This is a genomic window from Shewanella psychropiezotolerans (assembly GCF_007197555.1).
GTDB lineage: Bacteria > Pseudomonadota > Gammaproteobacteria > Enterobacterales > Shewanellaceae > Shewanella > Shewanella psychropiezotolerans.
In genome coordinates this window covers 1,459,154-1,476,227 of record NZ_CP041614.1, presented here as the reverse complement: position 1 = coordinate 1,476,227, position 17,074 = coordinate 1,459,154, and the positions used below count along the sequence as shown (strand labels likewise).

The window sequence follows — 17,074 nt, the reverse complement described above, 5'->3', positions numbered from 1 at the left end:
TAACAATTTAAAAGTATTCGCCTTATTTTTATTTTTTTGTATTCTAGCATAAGCCAATATCACTATGGCCAGTCTCGATAGTACCAAAAAACATATATGAGTCTGAACAAGACTCGTGCCTTCATAACTCTAATGCTGCTGAAATAAAGCTACTGCCTTAACCTACTATAAGCATCTTCCGAGATCAGGTGGTATTTTCTCACCCCGACTTGATACTCCATATAAGCATCATAGACTTTTTTCATGGTGTCATCTTGCTCGGACTGCTCTTTTATTACTAGCTTAGAGACCTTAGCGAGCTCTTTCATCACTTCATCCGGAAATTGCTTAATGATGACATCATGCTCATTGATAAGTGACTCCAGTGCTATCACATGCTTGCTGGTATACTCATCGAGCATATCCTGGTTAATCGCCCGAGCGGCGACCCTGACAATGGCCTGCAGATCTGCAGGCAAAGTCGCGAAAGCCTTTTTATTGATAAGAAACTCGAGCGTAGTTCCCGGCTCGTGCCAGCCCGGATAATAGTAAAACTTAGCCGCCTTGTGCAGACCAAAGGCCAGGTCGTTAAATGGCCCGACCCACTCGGTTGCATCTATGGCACCAGTCTGCAACGCGGTATACAGCTCTCGCCCAGGCAGCGTAACCGGAACCCCACCAACACGCTTGAGCACTTCCCCCCAAGACCCGGAAGACGCATCTTCAAGCCCTTAAGATCATTAATGGAATTGATCTCTTTATTGAACCAGCCTCCCATCTGCACCCCGGTATTACCACCGGCTAAGGGTAAGATCCCAAATGGCTCATAGACCTCTTCCCACAGTTCCATACCACCGCCATAATGCAACCAGCCATTCATCTCTTGGGCATTTAGGCCAAATGGGATCGAAGTAAAAAACTGCGCCGCGGGTGCCTTGCCCTTCCAATAATAAGCCGCACTGTGCCCCATCTGCACCGAACCTTGACTGACGGCATCGAAGACCTCGAACGCAGGCATCAGCTCACCGGCACCATAGACCTTAATCTTGAGCCTGCCGTTGGACATCTCATCCACCAGCACTGAAAATCGCTCCGGCCCCATACCCAGCCCAGGAAAGTTCTTCGGCCAGGAGGTCACCAATTTCCATTCGATTGCTGCAACTTTATCGATATCGATATTGCTAACACTCTCTTGCTTACTCTCCCCCCACAAGCACTGAGAAACAAGCCCGTCATTGCAATCAAGACCAACCTTAATCTGTTCATATTTTATTCCTTTTATCTGACAGTCCATAAACACTCATCCATAAATGACACTAGGTAGCCAGGTAACCAGTCCTGGCCACACACTCAAAATCAGCATTAGCACCAGCTGTATAATCACGAAGGGGATCACACCCCGATAAATTTGACCACTGGTCACCAAGTCTTTAGTCACTCCTCTTAGGTAAAACAAGGCGAAACCGAATGGAGGCGTTAAGAAAGAGGTCTGTAAATTTACTGCTATCATGATCCCGAGCCAGATAGGGTCTAGTCCCATGCTCAGTAATATCGGGGCTACCAGAGGTACCACAACGAAGGTGATCTCGATGAAGTCCAAAATAAATCCAAGCAAAAAAATCACCAACATGACCAATATGGTGGCACCGATAACGCCCCCTGGCATATTGCTAAAAATTTGATGTATGAGCTCATCTCCGCCCAATCCACGAAAAACCAGAGAGAAGATGGACGCACCGATCAAGATCAGAAATACCATGGAGGTGACTTTAGTCGTGTTTATCATCACCTCTTTTAGTATCGAAACAGACATCTGCCGCTTAATCAGGGCAATAACCAGTGCACCGAATGCGCCTACAGAGGCGGCCTCTGTAGGCGTCGCAACACCAAACAAAATCGAGCCCAATACCATAAAAATGAGTAATAAAGGTGGAACCAGCGCGCACAGAGTTTGCAATATAAAGCCAAGGTCCACTCGCCTCGCCTCCCCAGACTCGGGAAACTGCTCAGGCTTAAAACGAATAAGTAATAGGGTATAGAGGCAATACAGCACGAGTAATAGTAGACCCGGCAGTAAAGCCCCGGCAAAGAGATCGCCAACTGACACAGATTTCGGGCTGAAGATCCCCATCTGTAGTTGTGCCTGTTGATAGGCATTAGAGAGGACGTCGCCGAGTAAGACTAGGGCGATAGAGGGCGGGATTATCTGGCCTAAAGTGCCAGTGGCACAGATAGCGCCGGCGCTAAAGGCGGGATCGTAGCCACGCTTTAATAAGCTGGGCAGCGACATCAGCCCCATGGTCACCACAGTAGCGCCGACAATCCCGGTGCTGGCAGCTAACAACATGCCGACAAAGAACACACTAAAAATAAGTCCACCACGAAACTGGCCAAATAACTCGGCCATGCTAGTCAGCAGCTGTTCGGCAACTTTAGATTTCTCAAGCACCACGCCCATAAACACAAACAAGGGGACAGCCATCAAGATGGGATTATTTATCACGCCATACAGCCTATTAGGCAGGACGCCGAGCAGGCTAGTGTCGAAGACGCCGAAGAGCGAACTGACCCCAGCGAAGAGTAGCGCGACCCCAGCTAATGTCAGTGCCACAGGGTAACCAAGCATCAACACCAGGCAAACGACAATAAAAAGCACAATAGCCACTATTGCTCTCCCCCGCACTTGCCGTCTTTCCCACTCGCAGAATCACAGTCATCACTGTTAAACAGGGCAACGCCATGGCGCACCAGTTCAACTATCCCTTGAAGTAATAGACTGACGACCAACAAGAGCAACAGACTCTTCTGCAGATACACATAGGCTAAGCCACTAGCTTCGACTGAGCTTTCCCCGACTCGCCAGGATGCTAAAACATAATCGAAACTTGAATAGAGGATAAAGAGACAAACGGGCATCAATAGCAGTAGCGTACCGAGAAAGTCCACCCAATGACGGCTACGAACGCTAAACTTACGGTAGAAGATATCGACCCTGACATGGCCATCATGTTTCAGTGTATAGCCAGCGGCTAAAGTAAACACGGCGCCATGCAGATATAAGGCAGACTCTTGCAGCGCCGTGGCACCGGTATTGAAGGCATAGCGCAATATCACTACCGCGAGTGTCATCAATACAATAAACAGGGTACACCAGCTCACCCCTCTGCCAATCAGCTCGGTTATCTTCTCTAGTTGATTCATCCCTTCTCAACATCAAAAACACACTTAACATATTGATAACAGAATTATTGCGATAGATAAACAAAAGCTTGTGCAGAAATAAAGGGATACAGAGGCAGGCTGGGAAACGATAAGGTTCTAGGATTCTAGGATTCTAGGGACGAGGCTGTAGGCGGTAAGCGTGATACGGCCCAGAGAAAGTGGACACGGGGTTTACATTTTTGATTCAAAGCCTGTGGGACTCATTCTAATTAGAGTCCCAAATTTAGCTTCTGGTATTATTGTCTAGGGCTAGCTTCTAGCCTTTACACTTTGGAGAGTCAGGGACATTCGACTCTACAAGCCACTCTTCGGGAGTGAACGTGTGCATAGATAAGGCATGCAAGCCATTAGCGAACTCATCGGCTAACGCCTCATTCACCGCTCTGTGTCTGCCAAGTAAGCGTTTACCCTCGAAAGCCGCACTCGTAATAATGACCTTAAAATGTGTCTCTGAATTCGGAGGCACATGGTGATTATTACTCTCGTTGATCACTTCCAGGTGACTAGGCGACAGGGCCGCGGTGAGTTTTTCGGTAATGAGTTGCTCTACTGACATAGGGATATTCTCAAACAAGCAAAATACGATGGCGGCAGGTTAATACCTTAGCCACAAAAGATCAATGTTTGCCACACTCTCCTAGCCCTATATTAACGACAAGTTTATATAGATTGATATGAGACAATAAAAATCCAGTCGAGTGACAGACACTCTCAGTCAAAACAATCAGGCACTCTCGTCAAAAACAATCAAGAATTTTAGCCAAAATAATCTGCTATGACTCGCCTAAAAGTATAATTAACTCTAGGCTCGGTGACTCTCATACGCTTAGGTAAGGCATGCTCCCACCTGTCTTGCATCGGCCAATGCATGAGCAAGAGGTCGCCCGATTGCAGCGCAAAGGTTTGCTTCTCATGAGTGACTTTATCTCTGATGATAAAGTCTCGAGTCGCACCCAGTGTAATAGAAGCGATATCACTGCCTGCTGAGAATTCCGGCTCATTATCACAGTGCCAGCCCATGGAGTCCTTGCCATCGACATAGCGGTTAACCAGCACGCCGTTGGATTCGAGACTAAAATCCCGTTTGAGTTTTTGCCTCAGTCTGTCGGCATATTTAGGCCAGAGAAGCGCCTTGACCAGTAAACCCGAATACTTGGTATCGCAGCCCGAATCTCCGAACCAGACTTGAGATCTGGGTATGCGATGTCGTTTACCATAGACTTCGATTTCGGGAGACTCAAATGGATAGCCTTGAACCTCTCTCAGTAAGGCCATCTGTTGCGCTGGTGCGAGATAGCCTTTGACCCAAGTTACCGGAGGTTCTGATCGTCTGTCCAGTACCGGCTCCGATTCAACTTCCAATTCAGAGCCAGAGTCTAATTCAGAGTCAGAGATGGTGAGTCTATTTAAGTCTAAACTTTGTTGTTTCATCACTTATTATAAACCTTAAGCGGTTAATGGAACATTCGACTTACTATCAACTAATATCAAGAGTTATCGACAATTATCAAGAGCTATCGACCATATATACCTCAACCATTAAATCTGCGATAATGCGCGCCCTCATTTTATTGGTACAGTTTGACTTATGACAACTCAATTTTCAGTAGCAGATATCGAACTTGAATTACATCGTTATCCAAGTGAACAGGAATCAAACCTACAGGCATGGGATGCTGCAGATGAACACCTGATCAAGCATCTGACTGATATTGAGCAGACTGCAGTCACCACGGCTATCATCAATGATAATTTCGGCGCACTAACGGCTAGTCTTCTTTCTATCGACAGTCAGTGGCCACTTCTATTAGAAACTGACGCCAAAACCAGCCAGTTGGGTACCCAGCAAAACTTAACCAAGAATAAACTCAATAGCGAGAATATTCAGTGGGTTAATAGTCGTGAAGCACTACCCAGTTCAGTTGAACTGGTATTGATGAAGCTGCCTAAGAATCTGACTTATTTCGCTCACCAGCTTAACCGACTATCGCAGATTTTACCTCAAGGAACTCAGGTACTCATTGGCGCCAAAGCAAAATCGATCAACAAGTCACTACTCGAAGTGTTTGCCAAAAATTTAGGCCCGGCAAGTGCCAGCCTTACCTGGAAGAAAACCCGAGTAATAACCTGCATCAGTGATGGCAAGATTCGCTCCCTGCCCCAAGGTGTCAATTGGTCGATTCCTGAGTTAAAGCTAGAGATCAGTAACCTGAGTAATGTGTTCGCCGCTAACAAGCTGGATATCGGCGCCCGCATCATGCTGGATAACATGCCTAAGGGTGAGTTCACCTCTATCATAGATCTGGGTTGTGGCAATGGCGTACTGGGTCTGCATGCTAAGCAAGTCTTTCCCAAAGCTTATATTCATTTTATCGATGACTCTGAGATGGCTGTCGAGTCGGCAAGACAAAACTGGGCCCTCAATAACTTAGACACTGAAGGTTTAGTAGGTGAGCAAGCCAGCTTCGGCTGGGATGACTGTTTAACCCACCTAAACGAAGGTGTGCGTCCAGACCTAATTCTGTGTAACCCCCCTTTCCATCAAGGCGAAGCTATTACCGACCATATTGCCTGGCAGATGTTTCTCCAGTCCTGGCGCGCACTGAAAAATGGCGGCATATTGCATGTAGTAGGTAACCGTCACCTGGCTTATCACGTCAAGCTGCAGCGCATCTTTAAGAACTGCACCACTGTGGAGTCCAACGGCAAGTTTGTTATCTTGCAGGCGCAGAAGATCAGCAAGAAAGCCGAAAACCATGAAGATGAACACATAGAGCCAAGCTGTGCTGCGGCAGATAGCTCTCAACCGAGCGAGCCACACCCACAGAGTGGGCTTTATGGTGGAAGAAAGTAACTTGTAGGATCACAAATCCTAGCCACTTGTCCGATAACAAGTGGTTAAGTATCTTTTGGGTTGGGTTCATTGGGCAGAATTGGTATTTGGTATTTGGTTTTGTATCGAATACCAAAGCTTCATTGATGTTTATTGCTTGCAGCAGGTGCTGCAAATGGATTTACGAATGTCACGATCACAAGGTCAGAGATGTTCCCTTCATCTCAAGACATTTCCCATCTGACCCACACGAACGTGGGAAATACCTGAGTGATATCTGGAATATCGTAGGCCTTATGGGTCAGATGTGAATGAGTGACCTCACATGTAGATACTCTGCGGGGAGCTGTATATCTTTATAAATAGATCGGTCCCTATACGCTCTGCGGTTTCAAACAACGTCCAAGTTTAACGGCCACAGCCTCTCGTTCGAAGAGTATCACTTCGCGATACCTCACCCTGAAACCTAAGCCCTCGAACTCACTTATATCTGATCATTCATCTCTTCGATTTATGTATATGAGAAACTAGTGACACGATTTTTAGACATTAATACATTCTAACAACTATGAATGTCTCAGTTCTTTTATTGTACTTCATATTCATTTCATTTTACGGTGTAATAAAAATGAGTAGTAAATACACCATTTACTGTGTTTACTTTAAAATTTCATTTTTATACAACCCTGCCATCCGTTACATTTGACCCACAACCCTTAACATAAAGACAACACTTGAAGTGGTGCCGTATATTGTTCAACCATTAATTTCATTACCTTTAAAACTAAAAGGGCTATTTCAAACAACAGGAGAATAGAGGAATGAATATTTATATAAAATATATTTAATTATTTTTCGTATCATTTTTGTAAAAGTAATCTCTTAGAAGCTAAGGCCATTGTTAGTTCCAAATTTGCCTCTATTGCAAAGGCTGTCGATTCAGTTAAGCGCCTCTTTTATTTTAGGTCGACTCCATCATGACACTCTTTAAGTATCGACAATTTTCCTATGGCATTATTATTTTGGCTGTACCTTAGTATCGTAAATATAGGACCGACTTTTAATAACTCGAAGAGGTGCTCCATGAACCTGGTATCAATGTTGACCAAAGTACGGTTTATCGAACTGGCGCAATGTAAAACCTGCCAAACGACTTCACCTCAAGCCATTGAAACTAATTAGCTTTCACTGCACCTCCGCTATAAATACCGACAAAGCTACTTCTTACGGGGTAACCATTACCGAATGAAAGAAGGTCAATGCCCAGAAAGGCTTAAGCGCCGAAAAAATAACCATCTAGATAATGCGGTATAAGCCGATTATGGAATATTGAAAAGGCTTATCAATCCAGTACGAAATTTAAAATCAATGAAGACAGATTATGCAGCCATCAAATCATTTCAAGTTACGCAAATGTTAACATAAGGTAGTTAAAGACCTGATTGTTCGATCAAGGAATAGAAAGAGAGCTCCATCTAATTAACTAATCTTGCATTTAAATTTCAAACCAAAAAAGCAACACAAAGAAACATACCGCTCAACACTCCGTTTAATAACTGTTTCATTTTGTATCAATACATGGTAAATATTTTACGCACTGTAAATGATACTGATAGTTTCCAACATCATTGTGCGTGAGTAACACATAAATAATAAATACAAATAAAAGTAAACATGACAAGTTGACATATTAAGGAAGATACAATGAAAAAAAAATTAGCAGTGGCCATATCCTTGGCTTTGTTGTCTGCTGGCATCAAAGCTCAAAGCTTTGAAACTGCAAACGGAGAAACCGTTGAACTAAATATTCCAAACTCACTCGTTAAACAGAAACTAAGAAATAGCTTAGATTTTGTTGAAAACGTAAAGTTTATTCCTGAGTCCGGGTTAGGTGAGCATGAATATGTGTATATTATTCGATTAAAAGATCCGGCAGTAGCGAATTATCAAGGCCAAATCGCCGGACTAAAAGCAACCAGCCCACAGTTTGTCAAAAATAGCTCAGGTACTAACAAGCACCAAAGTGGCAAACTAAACATAGCAAAATCAGAAGTAAAAGCTTACAGAAGTTACCTGCAATCAAAACAAAGCCATTTTTTAATGAAGGCCCAAGCCACTACAGGTCACAATATCGAGGCCATCACACAATTTAGCTATGCTTTTAACGGGATGTCAGTTCGTATGACACAAGCTCAGGCGATTAAACTTGCAGCGCTTCCGGATGTAGCTTTTATTGAGCGTGAACGTTTGGAACGATTAGAAACCGATGTTAGCCAAACTCTCATCGGTTCACCAAAGGTGTGGGATGGTTCAGCAACCGGTACCAAAGCCATGGGCGAGGGAGTCATTGTTGGGGTCATTGACTCCGGAATTAACTCAGATCATGACTCCTTCGCCGATATTGGCCAAGACGGTTATGACCACACAAACCCATGGGGACAAGGTGTCTATGTTGGCGATTGTAAAACCGATTTCATCGAAATGTGTAACGATAAGCTGATCGGTATACATAGTTACTCGGAGATCACCGATAACTATGATGATGCAACTGTATTCGGCGATACACCACCAGCCAAAAACGGAGAGGATTACGGTGGTCATGGTTCCCATGTAGCAAGTACCGCAGCGGGTAATATTCTGCTAAATGTCCCTCTGGTCGAAGGTGCGGTGGGGAAACTTGAGGGCGACGGCATAGAAACTGGCGTTGAGTTCTCACAGATCTCAGGCGTCGCTCCTCATGCTAATATCATCGCTTATCAGATCTGTAGCCCAGGGGACGATAAAGATACCTATGCTGGCTGCTCAAGCACAGCTATCTTAAAAGCCCTGGATGATACAATCAAAGATGGAGTCGATGTCATAAACTTCTCCATCAGTGGAGGTGGCAACCCATGGCAGAGCTCTGCTGAACAAGCTTTCCTTAGCGCAAGAAATGCAGGTATTTTTGTCGCCGTTGCAGCAGGCAATACCCGAACAGGCGGTCCATTTCAAGTCCCCTACTCAACCAAAAAAAATGCACCTTGGTACACCTCTGTGGCAAACTCAACTCATAACAGAGATGTCGCAAGATCCGTTGAATTCAATAACACCAACTATGACTTTACGCCTGGCTCTGGTCCAGTACAAACACAGAGCATATCCGCTATTCCCCTATACGCTGGCAGTCTCGATATCACTAATGTTGAAGGCTGTAATGCTTTTGCCGAGAAAGCGTTCGAAAATAAAGTCGCACTCATTAAACGAGGAACCTGCGCCTTTAGCGATAAAGTCAATAATGCTACGGCAGCAGGTGCTACAGCCGTTATCGTATTCAATAAAGATGGTGAAGCGAATACCAGGTTGACCATGTCAAGTCTGGAAAAAAGCACAATCCCAGCTATCTTCATTGGTAACCTTGATGGATTAGAGATAGTTGCAACGCTTGCTGAAAACCCAGTATTGGAAGTCCGCATAGATCCTAAACCAAAAATCCTTGAGAGAGAAGCAGACGTGCTCTCTCCAGGCTCATTAATCGGACCTAACGCCACGAATGATGTCATCGTTCCCTTTGTTGCAGCGCCGGGTTCCGATATCTATGCAGCCTATTCTGATCAACAGTTTGGTCACGATAAATCAGGCACAAAGCCCGCTGACTTTACCTTAATGTCAGGCACCTCTATGGCAAGCCCTCATGTCGCCGGCGCTGGGGCACTACTGAAATCAGCGCATAAAGATTGGACACCGGACAATATCCGCTCAGCACTCATGTTAACCGCGACTACAGCCCAAGGGATGAAAAAAGCCGACGGGAACACCATGGCCGATGCTTTTGATGTGGGTTCTGGACGTATTCGTGTTGATCTGGCCGCAAAGACTGGTCTTATCATGGATGAATTAGCACTGAATTATGTGATTGCCAATCCATCAACCAATGGTGAACCACACAAGCTTAATATTCCCAGCATGGCCAACTCTAAATGTGTTAATACTTGCAGCTGGATACGAACGGTCACCGCAACCGGCGACGGTAACTGGAATGCCACAAGTACCAGCATCACAGACCACTTTAAACTGACGGTCTCTCCGGAGACATTCAGTTTAAAAACAGGTGAAAGCCAAGCGATTACGGTCACAGCAGATGTCACCGATGTCGGAGAGGATTGGGGCTTTGGCCAACTAACACTGACATCTGATGCATATCCAGATGCCAATATGCCGATAGTAACTAAGATAGCTAAACGCAACTTACCCACTCACCTCACCATTGATGCCTACCGTGATGCCGACGAACGTAACTACACAGATCTTAAAGCTATTGACCTTCCAGGCCTCACAGCTCGCGTCACATCGTTAAAGTTAAGTGACAGCTTTGAGTCTAAGGTAAAACAGGACTCAAATGTCAGCAGCGCACTGGATGACTTACAGGATGGTGTACAGATATTTAAATTTTCGGTGGATGATAATGCGCTCTATTTCAGAAGTTCAATCAGCTATACCACTTCGCCCGATCTCGATATGTTTGTCTTGTTAGACAAAAAAGATGGCAGCAATACCAGCTTAATAGCAAAATCCGCCTTTGCAGGCTCCAATGAAAGCGTATTGATCACCGCGCCTCAGCCCGGTGATTACTATATTCTAGTGCAAAACTATCAAGCCTCAGCAGCTGACTCTGAGGATACGTTCGGTCTCAAGCAACTGACGCTATATGATGAAACATCAGAGAATCTGTCGCTGAGTCTAAGCGGAGAGATGAAAAATTTCGCCTTGAACTTGGCCTGGGATGAAAAGATGTTAGCGGGTGATGAGGGGCTAGCGGTCATTAAACTGATGAGCTCAGATGATAAGATCGCGGATGTTTCACTACCAATCGTATTCGAGCGTAAAGCTGATGATGTGATTATGCCCTTAAAAGAAACCCTTTCAGGTGATTTATCGGCAGGTGTAGCGAAAACAGTAATCAGCAAGATTGAAGCGAATAAAACTCAGGAGACCCGAATCTATAAATTGGCAGCCAAGATACCTGAAGGCCATGAGGTGACCAACATCACTCACGACGGTAAGTTGGTTGATAATGTGATCAATTGGAGTGTCGAGATGACTTCCGGTATGACAAGACAAGATGTTAAATTTGATTTTATCCCCCGTAAAGCCAGCACACAAAACAGCTTAACCTTGTCCAATATTGTCGATAATCCAACGGCTAAAAAACTAGAACAAGTTTACAACTTCGATGTAGCTGAAGCTAAGCCAGTCGCTAAAGTCGATGCACCAAGCTCTATCCTAGAAGGCCAAACCTTAGTGTTAGATGCCAGTGTCTCTTCAGATCCTAATGGTGACACCTTAAGCTATAAATGGACCCAACTAGGTGGAACAAGTGTGTCATTTAATGATTCTGCAGACAAACTTAGCATAGTGGCGCCAACAGTGGGGGCAGTGCTCAAACACTCTCTTTTCAAGTTGAGGTTCATGACGGCAACGGTAACAAAGACTCAAGCTTAATCTCTGTGTCGGTGACAGATACTGTAGAGAAAAAGAGTGGCGGCTCACTAGGCTGGTTATTACTGCTACTGCTTCCATTCGTTTGGAGACGTCGCACACAAAGTTAGTGCCAATCTGTTTGCGATATAAAAGGGTCAACAACTGTTGACCCTTTCTATTAAATTTAAAGATGACGCCTATGTTACGTTTCTTGCAGCTAAGCGTCGAACATTTTATCCGCCTTAAAATCGACTCTATCATTGAACTGCCATGCACCATGACGTCAAAAAAAGACAGGTAATTGCAGTGTTACTTTTTAGCAGCCAAAATATGCCTAATAATACAACCTTTAGAGCATTATTTTGTTAGCGAACCAACCAATAATCCCAAATCGAAGAAACTAATAACCCGATGTAGATAATGCGGCTGTGAGCTTCCAAAACAGGGCAGAAAAATGTTCCTTACATTTGTCGACATTTCCACCATCCGTGGCAGTCAGATGTTTTGGCAGAGCCCACAGGAAAGTGCTTGCGGCGACTCGTAGAACCTCCTCAAAGTAAAGAGGCACAATCCTCGCCGGATAGGCGATAGATAACAATGAAGACAAGATCTTTAAACACACTTCCCAATACCAACAACCTACAAAGAAAATGTACTCAGACTTCATTCAAAGGCTACATTAGAATCGATAGCTCATGCCGATGCTGAAATTTTGTACGATGAGTTCTTGAATCGGCACATACTGGTATTCCAGGTTGAGCCCTAGTCCGGATTGAAAGCGTATTCCCCAGCCTACCGCACCATAGAAATCGGTTCCGTCTGTTTCAATACTCTCAGTAGTGCCACTACCGAAAACACCTGAAACATCATAGTTAAGCTCATTAGCACTGGCACCTAACTTGGCATACAGGCTATTACTTTCAGACAGCGGAATTTGACCATATATTGCCGCTCGCACACCTTTGTAACTGATATTATCAACCGTAGAGATCAAGCCCGTAAATGCACTTGCAATACCACCACTACCACTGAAGATACTGCCCTCTAGGCCAAAGTTGTCATTAAGCATATATCGATAATATGCATCGATTCCAACACTATCTCCACCGCCGTACTTCTCACCATTGTCGGCCTCAAAATCTTGGCCGCCATAGCCAATATTACCGCCAATGATATGATTAGACTCACCAGCCATGGCACCAAAACTCAAAATAGATGCAATCACTATCGATAACAATTTCATACAAATCCTTTTCCCTAAAAATGGTCATAAACGCCGCAAAACGCGACAAAAACCAAACAAAAAACAAACCAGCAACGCTGATTTAACAGGCGTTATACTAGGCGCCTAAGCTGAACGAGGGATAATAAGTCATACAGGTGTAAATTAGCAGTGTTATAAACCAGCTTTACTCTTTGTATTGGTTTACTAAATTGAAGAGTGTAAATTTCACCGTAGACTTGATGTGTTTTATAGGAGGGTGTGCTGTTGGGGGCTGATTTTGTTAAAAGCCATTGAGCAATATCTCAATGGCCTGTACAACTAATGATTAAGGCTCATTATTGCCTCGTGGAGGTAATAGCAGATGACCCAAGCGCGCCTTCAATGACAATCCAGGCGTAAATACATCCCTAAACATCTCCTTCCATTCACTGAAAGTGACCACTAGCGGGTTGAAACTATTAATAGGTTTAGTGATGCCATACTCCACCGTCTCCTCCTCTTTGACGTAGGTACCAAACATGCGATCCCAGATGATCAACACGCCAGCATAATTCTTATCTATGTATTGAGGGTTGCGGCCGTGATGAACTCTATGATGTGACGGCGTATTGAATATCCACTCAATTGGACCTAAGGTTTTGACCGCCTGAGTATGAACGAAAAACTGTAGCCCAAGATTGAGTAAGACCACGAATACCACCCAATTTGGATCGAAGCCGACCACCACTAACGGCAGCCAGAACACCCACATGCCCGCTAAGGGGTACATCAGAGATTGTCTGAATGCGGTGCTGAAATTCATGCTTTCCGAACTGTGATGGGCTACATGGGCAGACCACATCCAACGTACCCTGTGGCTGGCACGATGGAACCAGTAGTAACAGAAATCCTGAGCTATCATGAGTAACACAAAGTTGATGACATTCATCTCGATATCAAACAAACGCCAACCAAAAAACATCAGATAGAGTTTAGCGATGAGCAAGCCCGTTAAAATATCCGCCCCTTGATGCATCCCCGCCAGACCGAAGTTACACAGTACCTCGGGAAGATGATAGCGCGCACTATGGGGTAATTTCTTTCGCCTATCGCCCAGATACCATTCCAGCAAGATGCAGATAAAAAAGATAGGTGCCAGCACGATAAGCAGCATCTCAGGGTGAGCGATCAGTGAACTAAATTCCATCAGACTTCCTTTCTGTTATTTTTATTCTTATTTTCTCTAAAACTGATTGTTGATACTGACTCTTTATTGCTGTTTCTTAATACTCGCAGTAAATTAAATCAGAACCTCTGTATCTAAGTACTAAGGACACTCGGTGATGCCAAAGCTAAACTCGGCTCTACCAACGGGCAAAATGATCTTCGGTGAGGCCCATGACATTGTGCAAGGTATGCTTGTTGCCTAAGTTATCTATTATCTGGCCCGAATAGTGACCAACATACTGCCTGAAGTTACTCTTTAACAGCCAGAGGTTTAGTTTCTCTGAGCGGCAGTTTTTGGGCTGAAAATTCAGCTCTATTTGACCATTATCGGAATAGATACGCCAACTCGCGGCAGGCGTAGGTTCAGCACTGCCAGCATCTCGGGTAAACTCGAAATGTACCGGACCTAGAAGGTGTCGCTCGCCATTGACCCAAAATACATTTTCACTGCCGCCGGTCTCATTCACACCGGCGGCTAAATTCAAGCCTATGATCCCATCTTGTGTATGGGCATTGATACTCGCCCAACGCCAGCTCGTCTCACGGCGCATATATCCAGCGGAAAAATCGTATCCCGCCAGTGCCTGGTTCAGTGGCTGAGGCTCGTCGTGAATGGTCAAGATTCCCTTGGGCTTTAAGCCATTATGTTTCTGGGTATAGGTCCAGCCACTATATCCCGTCGGGGTACAGAGTGAGATGGGCAGACTCAAGGGAGGTGATTCGAGTTCAAGCTCGGCCTCGATAGACTTCGTTGAGATAGCCAGATGCCACACACCCTCGCGCAAGTTAAATTCAATGCTCCCCTTTTTGCTGCTTATCTTAGCGCTGGAAGACAGAGGAGAAGGCTCCATCTGATAACCCATTCCAGGGGGTTTAAGCCAAGATGTTTCCGTTATTTGATTCTTACTGATGTCATAGAGATAGCAAAAAGCGCTGCCAACATAGCGAATATCGGCGATGGCCACGCCTATGATGTATCTGGGGGTCACCAGACTAACAAATTGAAACTGTTTGAAATGAAAGTGCTTCTTCAAGGATGATACTGGCTTATCCATTTCATTGAAGTAGGCAAACTTGTCTAGCGCTAAGTCCGTTACTGGCCCATCAAAATAACCCAAAATAGGCTTACCTTGACCATCCATGAGTTCCTTCGGTGCTGCCATTGTTGATATTTTATTAGCTTGCCAATCGCAGCTAGTCTGCGCTAATCCCATTAAACACATCCTGTATATAATTTGAACTTTTACTCTAACCTGATGGGATTCGAGATCAAAGTCAAATCTTCGATTCATTTAGCTTAACAAACTGAGCAAGTAGACTAGCTGTGGAAACCAAAATCATTTCTGGTATGCTGACACCACCTAGTTTTTGATATTACTCAAATAAGAAAATCAGCAAATGAAACGTCTCATTCTATTGTTCACTGCATCTGTTTTACTCTCGGCCTGTGCCAGCCAAACTCCGAGTCATATCGCCTTGAATCCACAAGTGCCAGAGGTTCAAAAACAAACGAACTCTCATCAGGCACTTGCCATCGAGACAATAGATACTCGTTCGGCCAATTTCATCGTAAGATTTAACAATGGTGACGATGCGGCCAAATTAGTCAGTCCCTCAGAGGCCCCAAGAAAGCAGATTGATAGTGTCTTTCGTGCAGGATTTACCCAAGCGGGTTATCAAATAGATCCAAGCTCAGTCAAGCATATGCAGATACAGTTAGAACAGCTGCTCACCGATGTGACTGAATCGATCTTCGGTTTCGAGGCCAAGAGCAATATCATCATTAATGTTATCGTCAAAAATTCTAGTCAAGAGTTGACCAAGCGTTACTCGGCTCGGGGCACATTATCGGGCCCGTTTAGTGCAGATTTTGCCACTTTAGAGCTTGAAATGAATAAATTACTCGGCCAACTCAGCGGCGACATACTCAACGACCCTGAGCTCAATCAATTTATCCAACAATAATCGGCGCTAAGCCAGTTCCAAAATAATTTTGAACTAAACAGGGAAGCCCTATGTTTCGTAGAATTTGCACCTTATTGATGCTCGGCTTGAGCATGAGTCTAAGCTCCATGGCCTTGGCCATAGATATTCAGCCTAATACTCTTTACCCTCAAGTTGAGCTCGACACTAGCATGGGAAAAATTGTGGTGGAGCTGGACAGAACCCGAGCCCCTATCACAGTGGATAATTTTCTCACTTATGTCGTTAAAGGTCATTACAACAACACCCTGTTCCATCGTGTCATCGCCGACTTTGTGGTTCAAGGCGGTGGACTCGACCTTAAGCAGGAAGAGAAACCCTATGATGCTCCTATCGTTAACGAATCCGGTAATGGACTATCGAACAGCTTCGGCACTATCGCCATGGCAAGGGATAACAATCCTCATTCGGCCACCAGCCAATTCTATTTCAATGTTGCAGATAATGAGCGCTTAGACCCGTCATCGAGACGTTGGGGATATGCCGTCTTTGGTGAAGTCACCCAAGGCGAAGAGGTGCTTGTTGCAATGGCCGCCGTGGCGACAGAACACAACAATAAGCTAGACTGGCCTGACTTTCCTGTTGAAGATATCATTTTAAAGAAAGCGACGCTGTTACCTCGAAAATAGCGCTTAAATAGATATTTAAACTTAATCTGTATCGAAATAAGTAACTAAAAAATATAGCCAAACATGAATTCAATTCAAAAACGTTCAATATTTTTCACAAATATTGTTCACGGTTTAATTTTTAGTCCTATACTGATTACGTTGTAATAAGGAGGCGACTTGATGACCCCAAATGAGTTCATCGATAATAAAGCGCCCCAGCTGGCCCAATATGGAAAAGCGTTTCTGAGAGATCAGCTCGATTTTAATGAGGTCCAGTTATATCTATGGGACACCCTAGAAGAATGGCAACAGTTCAATCATCAGGGTGACGCGCAGTCAGATATGGAGAGAGTGTTCTGGCATCTACTACATGCCTTTGACAGATGGCCCGATTGGATGATCCGCGGCAATCAATACCTGCGTAAGCAAGTTGATGAATGTTGTGATTATCTTAATCTCGGTGGCCAAGTGCCAAATAACTGCATTGGTATCAGACCTAACTCCTAACGCTCTTTATCTTTATTCTAAGAGCTGAACAAACGTAAACTCAAAGCCCGA

The 17,074-nt window shown here is 44.6% G+C and carries 14 protein-coding genes and 1 pseudogene; 6 read left to right on the top strand and 9 right to left on the bottom strand.

Annotation, left to right across the window (positions count from 1 at the left end; all coding sequences use genetic code 11):
- Window positions 1-149: 149 nt before the first annotated feature.
- The 5 genes and pseudogenes from FM037_RS06555 to FM037_RS06535 form a co-directional block, all read right to left on the bottom strand.
- Window positions 150-1,045 (bottom strand): annotated as a pseudogene (locus FM037_RS06555) (TRAP transporter substrate-binding protein).
- Window positions 1,046-1,279: 234 nt separating this feature from the next.
- On the bottom strand, window positions 1,280-2,605 hold the full coding sequence (locus FM037_RS06550) for a TRAP transporter large permease (protein ID WP_407695653.1): 1,326 nt from the start codon (window positions 2,603-2,605) through the stop codon (window positions 1,280-1,282).
- A 38-nt stretch (window positions 2,606-2,643) separates the two neighbouring features.
- On the bottom strand, window positions 2,644-3,180 hold the full coding sequence (locus FM037_RS06545) for a TRAP transporter small permease subunit (protein ID WP_144045333.1): 537 nt from the start codon (window positions 3,178-3,180) through the stop codon (window positions 2,644-2,646).
- Between the two features lie 277 nt (window positions 3,181-3,457).
- Complete coding sequence (locus FM037_RS06540) at window positions 3,458-3,757, bottom strand: BolA family protein (RefSeq protein WP_144045332.1); 300 nt, start codon at window positions 3,755-3,757, stop codon at window positions 3,458-3,460.
- Between the two features lie 200 nt (window positions 3,758-3,957).
- Window positions 3,958-4,632 (bottom strand): alpha-ketoglutarate-dependent dioxygenase AlkB family protein, encoded by a 675-nt coding sequence (locus tag FM037_RS06535; RefSeq protein ID WP_144045331.1) that lies wholly within the window; start codon window positions 4,630-4,632, stop codon window positions 3,958-3,960.
- 157 nt (window positions 4,633-4,789) lie between these two features.
- On the opposite strand from FM037_RS06535, the gene FM037_RS06530 reads away from it, so the two are divergent.
- The 3 genes from FM037_RS06530 (at window position 4,790) to FM037_RS29180 (ending at window position 11,619) form a co-directional block, all read left to right on the top strand.
- A complete protein-coding gene (locus tag FM037_RS06530) occupies window positions 4,790-6,055 on the top strand; it encodes a methyltransferase (RefSeq protein ID WP_144045330.1) in 1,266 nt (421 codons plus the stop codon).
- A gap of 1,683 nt (window positions 6,056-7,738) precedes the next feature.
- On the top strand, window positions 7,739-11,512 hold the full coding sequence (locus tag FM037_RS30100) for a S8 family serine peptidase (protein ID WP_324617113.1): 3,774 nt from the start codon (window positions 7,739-7,741) through the stop codon (window positions 11,510-11,512).
- Window positions 11,513-11,517: 5 nt separating this feature from the next.
- Window positions 11,518-11,619: a GlyGly-CTERM sorting domain-containing protein gene (locus FM037_RS29180; RefSeq protein WP_324617112.1), complete on the top strand. Its 102-nt coding sequence runs from the start codon at window positions 11,518-11,520 to the stop codon at window positions 11,617-11,619.
- Between the two features lie 272 nt (window positions 11,620-11,891).
- On the opposite strand, the gene FM037_RS06520 is transcribed toward FM037_RS29180, so the two are convergent.
- The 4 genes from FM037_RS06520 to FM037_RS06505 all read right to left on the bottom strand — a co-directional run bounded on the left by FM037_RS06520 (window position 11,892) and on the right by FM037_RS06505 (window position 15,136).
- Window positions 11,892-12,158: a hypothetical protein gene (locus FM037_RS06520; RefSeq protein ID WP_144045329.1), complete on the bottom strand. Its 267-nt coding sequence runs from the start codon at window positions 12,156-12,158 to the stop codon at window positions 11,892-11,894.
- Between the two features lie 12 nt (window positions 12,159-12,170).
- Window positions 12,171-12,734, bottom strand: a complete 564-nt coding sequence (locus FM037_RS06515) for a porin family protein (RefSeq protein WP_144045328.1) — start codon at window positions 12,732-12,734, stop codon at window positions 12,171-12,173.
- A gap of 307 nt (window positions 12,735-13,041) precedes the next feature.
- Window positions 13,042-13,902: a sterol desaturase family protein gene (locus tag FM037_RS06510; protein WP_144045327.1), complete on the bottom strand. Its 861-nt coding sequence runs from the start codon at window positions 13,900-13,902 to the stop codon at window positions 13,042-13,044.
- A gap of 157 nt (window positions 13,903-14,059) precedes the next feature.
- Window positions 14,060-15,136 (bottom strand): DUF2804 domain-containing protein, encoded by a 1,077-nt coding sequence (locus FM037_RS06505; RefSeq protein ID WP_144045326.1) that lies wholly within the window; start codon window positions 15,134-15,136, stop codon window positions 14,060-14,062.
- A 184-nt stretch (window positions 15,137-15,320) separates the two neighbouring features.
- Between FM037_RS06505 and FM037_RS06500 the strand changes: the two genes are divergently transcribed.
- The 3 genes from FM037_RS06500 to FM037_RS06490 all read left to right on the top strand — a co-directional run bounded on the left by FM037_RS06500 (window position 15,321) and on the right by FM037_RS06490 (window position 17,023).
- A complete protein-coding gene (locus FM037_RS06500) occupies window positions 15,321-15,887 on the top strand; it encodes a YajG family lipoprotein (RefSeq protein ID WP_144045325.1) in 567 nt (188 codons plus the stop codon).
- A 50-nt stretch (window positions 15,888-15,937) separates the two neighbouring features.
- The gene (locus tag FM037_RS06495) at window positions 15,938-16,534 is read left to right on the top strand and encodes a peptidylprolyl isomerase (protein ID WP_144045324.1); all 597 of its coding nucleotides are present in this window, start codon (window positions 15,938-15,940) and stop codon (window positions 16,532-16,534) included.
- Between the two features lie 162 nt (window positions 16,535-16,696).
- Window positions 16,697-17,023 carry a hypothetical protein gene (locus tag FM037_RS06490; protein WP_144045323.1) on the top strand — a complete coding sequence of 109 codons (327 nt, stop codon included), beginning with the start codon at window positions 16,697-16,699 and terminating at the stop codon, window positions 17,021-17,023.
- Window positions 17,024-17,074 lie beyond the last annotated feature (51 nt).

Excerpts from the sequence above, each read along its gene's own strand:
- FM037_RS06545 (WP_144045333.1), bottom strand. The coding sequence starts at position 3,180 with ATGAATCAACTAGAGAAGATAACCGAGCTGATTGGCAGAGGGGTGAGC.
- FM037_RS06535 (WP_144045331.1), bottom strand. The coding sequence starts at position 4,632 with ATGAAACAACAAAGTTTAGACTTAAATAGACTCACCATCTCTGACTCT.
- FM037_RS06515 (WP_144045328.1), bottom strand. The coding sequence starts at position 12,734 with ATGAAATTGTTATCGATAGTGATTGCATCTATTTTGAGTTTTGGTGCC.
- FM037_RS06495 (WP_144045324.1), top strand. The coding sequence starts at position 15,938 with ATGTTTCGTAGAATTTGCACCTTATTGATGCTCGGCTTGAGCATGAGT.
- FM037_RS06520 (WP_144045329.1), bottom strand. The coding sequence starts at position 12,158 with ATGAAGTCTGAGTACATTTTCTTTGTAGGTTGTTGGTATTGGGAAGTG.
- FM037_RS06530 (WP_144045330.1), top strand. The coding sequence starts at position 4,790 with ATGACAACTCAATTTTCAGTAGCAGATATCGAACTTGAATTACATCGT.
- FM037_RS06505 (WP_144045326.1), bottom strand. The coding sequence starts at position 15,136 with ATGGGATTAGCGCAGACTAGCTGCGATTGGCAAGCTAATAAAATATCA.
- FM037_RS06540 (WP_144045332.1), bottom strand. The coding sequence starts at position 3,757 with ATGTCAGTAGAGCAACTCATTACCGAAAAACTCACCGCGGCCCTGTCG.
- FM037_RS06500 (WP_144045325.1), top strand. The coding sequence starts at position 15,321 with ATGAAACGTCTCATTCTATTGTTCACTGCATCTGTTTTACTCTCGGCC.
- FM037_RS06510 (WP_144045327.1), bottom strand. The coding sequence starts at position 13,902 with ATGGAATTTAGTTCACTGATCGCTCACCCTGAGATGCTGCTTATCGTG.
- FM037_RS30100 (WP_324617113.1), top strand. The coding sequence starts at position 7,739 with ATGAAAAAAAAATTAGCAGTGGCCATATCCTTGGCTTTGTTGTCTGCT.
- FM037_RS06550 (WP_407695653.1), bottom strand. The coding sequence starts at position 2,605 with ATGCTTGGTTACCCTGTGGCACTGACATTAGCTGGGGTCGCGCTACTC.
- FM037_RS06490 (WP_144045323.1), top strand. The coding sequence starts at position 16,697 with ATGACCCCAAATGAGTTCATCGATAATAAAGCGCCCCAGCTGGCCCAA.